The following is a 2,806-nucleotide window of genomic DNA, read 5'->3' as shown; positions in this document are numbered from 1 at the left end:
CGGGGTCAGACGGAACACCGCTGCCCAGGACGCATTGACCACGATCTGGTCGATATCGACGAAGGGCGATGTGCCGTCTTTTTCCCCGATATGCAGCTTGTCCAGCTGCAGCCGCAGCGTGTATGGATTCAGATGTATGGCATCGACAGTGACCGGTCGCCCGAGCGCTGCCGTTGCCCGGCTTTGCAACTGGCTCTTGATCAGCGACGGGGCGGCGAGGAACCCCAGTACGCCGAACAGCACGATCAGGCCGAGCAGGATCAGAAGGGTCTTGCGCAGGCGGTGCGAGCGATAGAGTTTGACGGCACGTTCGCGGCCGGCCGCGAGGCGGGAGTTGCCGATGGGGTCATTCATGACGGTCGATGCTCCGCTGACATCGCGAGCCGACGGTGTATGGCTGTGCTGCCGTACACGTCCCGAGTACTGCCGGCCTGCCTGGGCTGGAGTTTACTCAGGTTGGAGGGGGTAGGGGCAAGGACGGATCCGGCAATTTTGCCGTTGCGTCGCTTGCCCACTCTCCCCTGGCTCTACCTCAATTCCAGGAACAAACCACCTTGCCGCAATTGCCTGCATCCATCAGGTCAAAGCCCTTCTGGAAATCGTCGATGGCGATCTGGTGCGTCAACACCTTCTGCAGCGGGAAGCCGGTAAGCACCATCTGGGTCATCTTGTACCAGGTCTCGTACATGCGACGGCCGTAGATACCCTGCAGGGTGAGGCCCTTGAAGATCACCTTGTCCCAGTCGATGCCGGCGCCGCGCGGCATGATGCCGAGCATCGCCACCTTGCCGCCGTGGTACATGCAGTCGAGCATGTCGGCGAAGGCGCGGGGGTTGCCGCTCATCTCCAGACCCACATCGAAGCCCTCGATGTGCAGGTCCTTCACCGTATCTTTCAGCGACTGTTTGGACACGTTCACCACCCGGGTGGCGCCCATGTCGGCGGCAAGCTTCAGGCGATAATCATTGACGTCCGTTACCACGACGTTACGCGCGCCCACGTGTTTGGCGATGCCCGCGGCGATGATGCCGATGGGGCCGGCGCCGGTGATCAGCACGTCTTCGCCGATCAGGTCGAATTCCAGCGCGCAGTGCGCGGCGTTGCCGTACGGGTCGAAGAATGCGGCAAGTTCCGAAGGAATCTGGTCGGGGATCGGCCACAGGTTGGAGGCCGGCATCGTCATGTATTCGGCGAAGGCGCCATTGCGGTTCACACCGATACCGACGGTGTTCGGGCACAGGTGCTGGCGGCCGGCGCGGCAGTTGCGGCAATGGCCGCAGACGATGTGGCCTTCGGCCGAGACGCGGTCGCCCAGTTTGTAGCCGGTAACGCCAGGGCCGATCGCCGCGATGCGGCCGACGAACTCGTGGCCGATGGTGAGGCCCGGCGTGATGGTGCGCTGGGACCATTCGTCCCATTTGTAGATGTGCAGGTCCGTGCCGCAGATGGCGGTTTTTTCCATCTTGATCAGCACTTCGTTCGAGCCGGCTTCCGGCACCGGCACCTCTTCCATCCATATGCCCTGCTCGGGCTTGCGCTTGACCAGGGCTTTCATCGTCTGCTGCTGCATGGGGAGTTCCGTGCGGGCGCCCGCGGGGTACGGGCCAAACCCCGGATTATACGAGGGGAGGGGGTGGGTTTGCCCGCAAGGCCAGGTTCGGTCTATGTTTCGTGAAATCCTGCGAGCGTGCAGGGCACCCCCAAGGAAGACCATGAAAGTCCGAACTGCCGTGCTGGGCGCCGCCATGGCGTTGGCCGCCGACGTCCGCGCCGATGAAGGCATGTGGCTGCCCTCGCAGCTGCCCTCCATCGCCAAACCACTGGCCCAGGCCGGTTTCAAGGGCAATCCCGCGGAACTGGCCGACCTCACCCGGCCGCCGCTTTCCGCGGTGGTCAAGATCGGTGGCGGTACCGGGGCTTTTGTCTCGGCCGACGGCCTGGTGGTCACCAACCACCACGTGGCTTTCGGGGTGATCCAGTACAACTCCAAACCCGATCGCGACCTGATCACCCAAGGCTACGTGGCGGCCGGCCGCGCTGGCGAGCTTCCCGCCAATCCCGACTACCGGCTGCGCGTGACGGTGGGCTTCGACAAGGTCACCGACCGGGTGCTCGCAGGCGCCCGCGGCACCACGGGCCGCGCCTACTACGACGCCGTGGACGCCGCCAGCAAGAAGCTGGTGGCCGAATGCGAGCAGGGCGAGGGCGTCAAGTGTTCGGTCGCCAATATGTTCAACGGCACTGATTTTTACCTGGTGAAGCAACTGGAGCTGCGCGACCTGCGCCTTGTATATGCGCCGCCGCGCGCGATCGGTAACTACGGCGATGAAGTGGACAACTTCGTCTGGCCGCGTCATGCCGGCGATTTCACCGTGCTGCGCGCCTATGTGGGCAAGGACGGCAAGCCGGCCGACTATTCGCCGGAAAACCAGCCCTACCATCCGCCGGCGCACTTGCAGGTGGCCCGCGGCGGGGTGGCCGAGGGCGACTTCGTCATGCTGGCCGGCTATCCGGGCACCACCTATCGCCACCGTACCGCCGATGAATTCGCCGACCAGGTGCAGTGGCGCCTGCCGACCACGGTGGACCTGCTCACCGAACTTGAGGACGTGATCGAAGCCGCGGGTAAGAATGACAAGGACGCACAGATCCGTTACGCCTCGCAGCTGCAATCGCTTAAGAACGTGAGCAAGCGCTATTCGGGGGAACTGGAGGGTCTGCGCCGCAGCGATGCGGTTACCGTGCGCTCCGACGACGAGAAAGCCATGCAGGCGTGGCTTGCGGCGCGGCCCGATGGTGCTGCAAC

Annotated in this window: 3 protein-coding genes; 1 reads left to right on the top strand and 2 read right to left on the bottom strand. The window is 64.1% G+C overall.

Going from position 1 to position 2,806, the window contains the following annotated elements; all coding sequences use genetic code 11:
* A partial coding sequence (locus VK519_RS13725) for a DUF748 domain-containing protein (protein ID WP_324350668.1) occupies positions 1 to 354 on the bottom strand: 354 nt, incomplete at its 3' end.
* Between the two features lie 178 nt (positions 355 to 532).
* On the bottom strand, positions 533 to 1,570 hold the full coding sequence (gene tdh / locus VK519_RS13720) for an L-threonine 3-dehydrogenase, zinc-binding type (RefSeq protein WP_324350666.1): 1,038 nt from the start codon (positions 1,568 to 1,570) through the stop codon (positions 533 to 535).
* Between the two features lie 142 nt (positions 1,571 to 1,712).
* Here tdh and VK519_RS13715 point away from each other — a divergent pair.
* The coding region (locus tag VK519_RS13715) for a S46 family peptidase (RefSeq protein ID WP_324350664.1) at positions 1,713 to 2,806 on the top strand (1,094 nt) is incomplete at its 3' end.

This window comes from Pinirhizobacter sp., from assembly GCF_035317885.1.
GTDB lineage: Bacteria > Pseudomonadota > Gammaproteobacteria > Xanthomonadales > Rhodanobacteraceae > Pinirhizobacter.
Note: the sequence above shows the minus strand (reverse complement) of the source record. Positions and strands in the feature narration are given on the sequence as shown.

Coding starts and splice junctions, on each gene's coding strand:
- tdh (WP_324350666.1), bottom strand. CDS start 1,570: ATGCAGCAGCAGACGATGAAAGCCCTGGTCAAGCGCAAGCCCGAGCAG.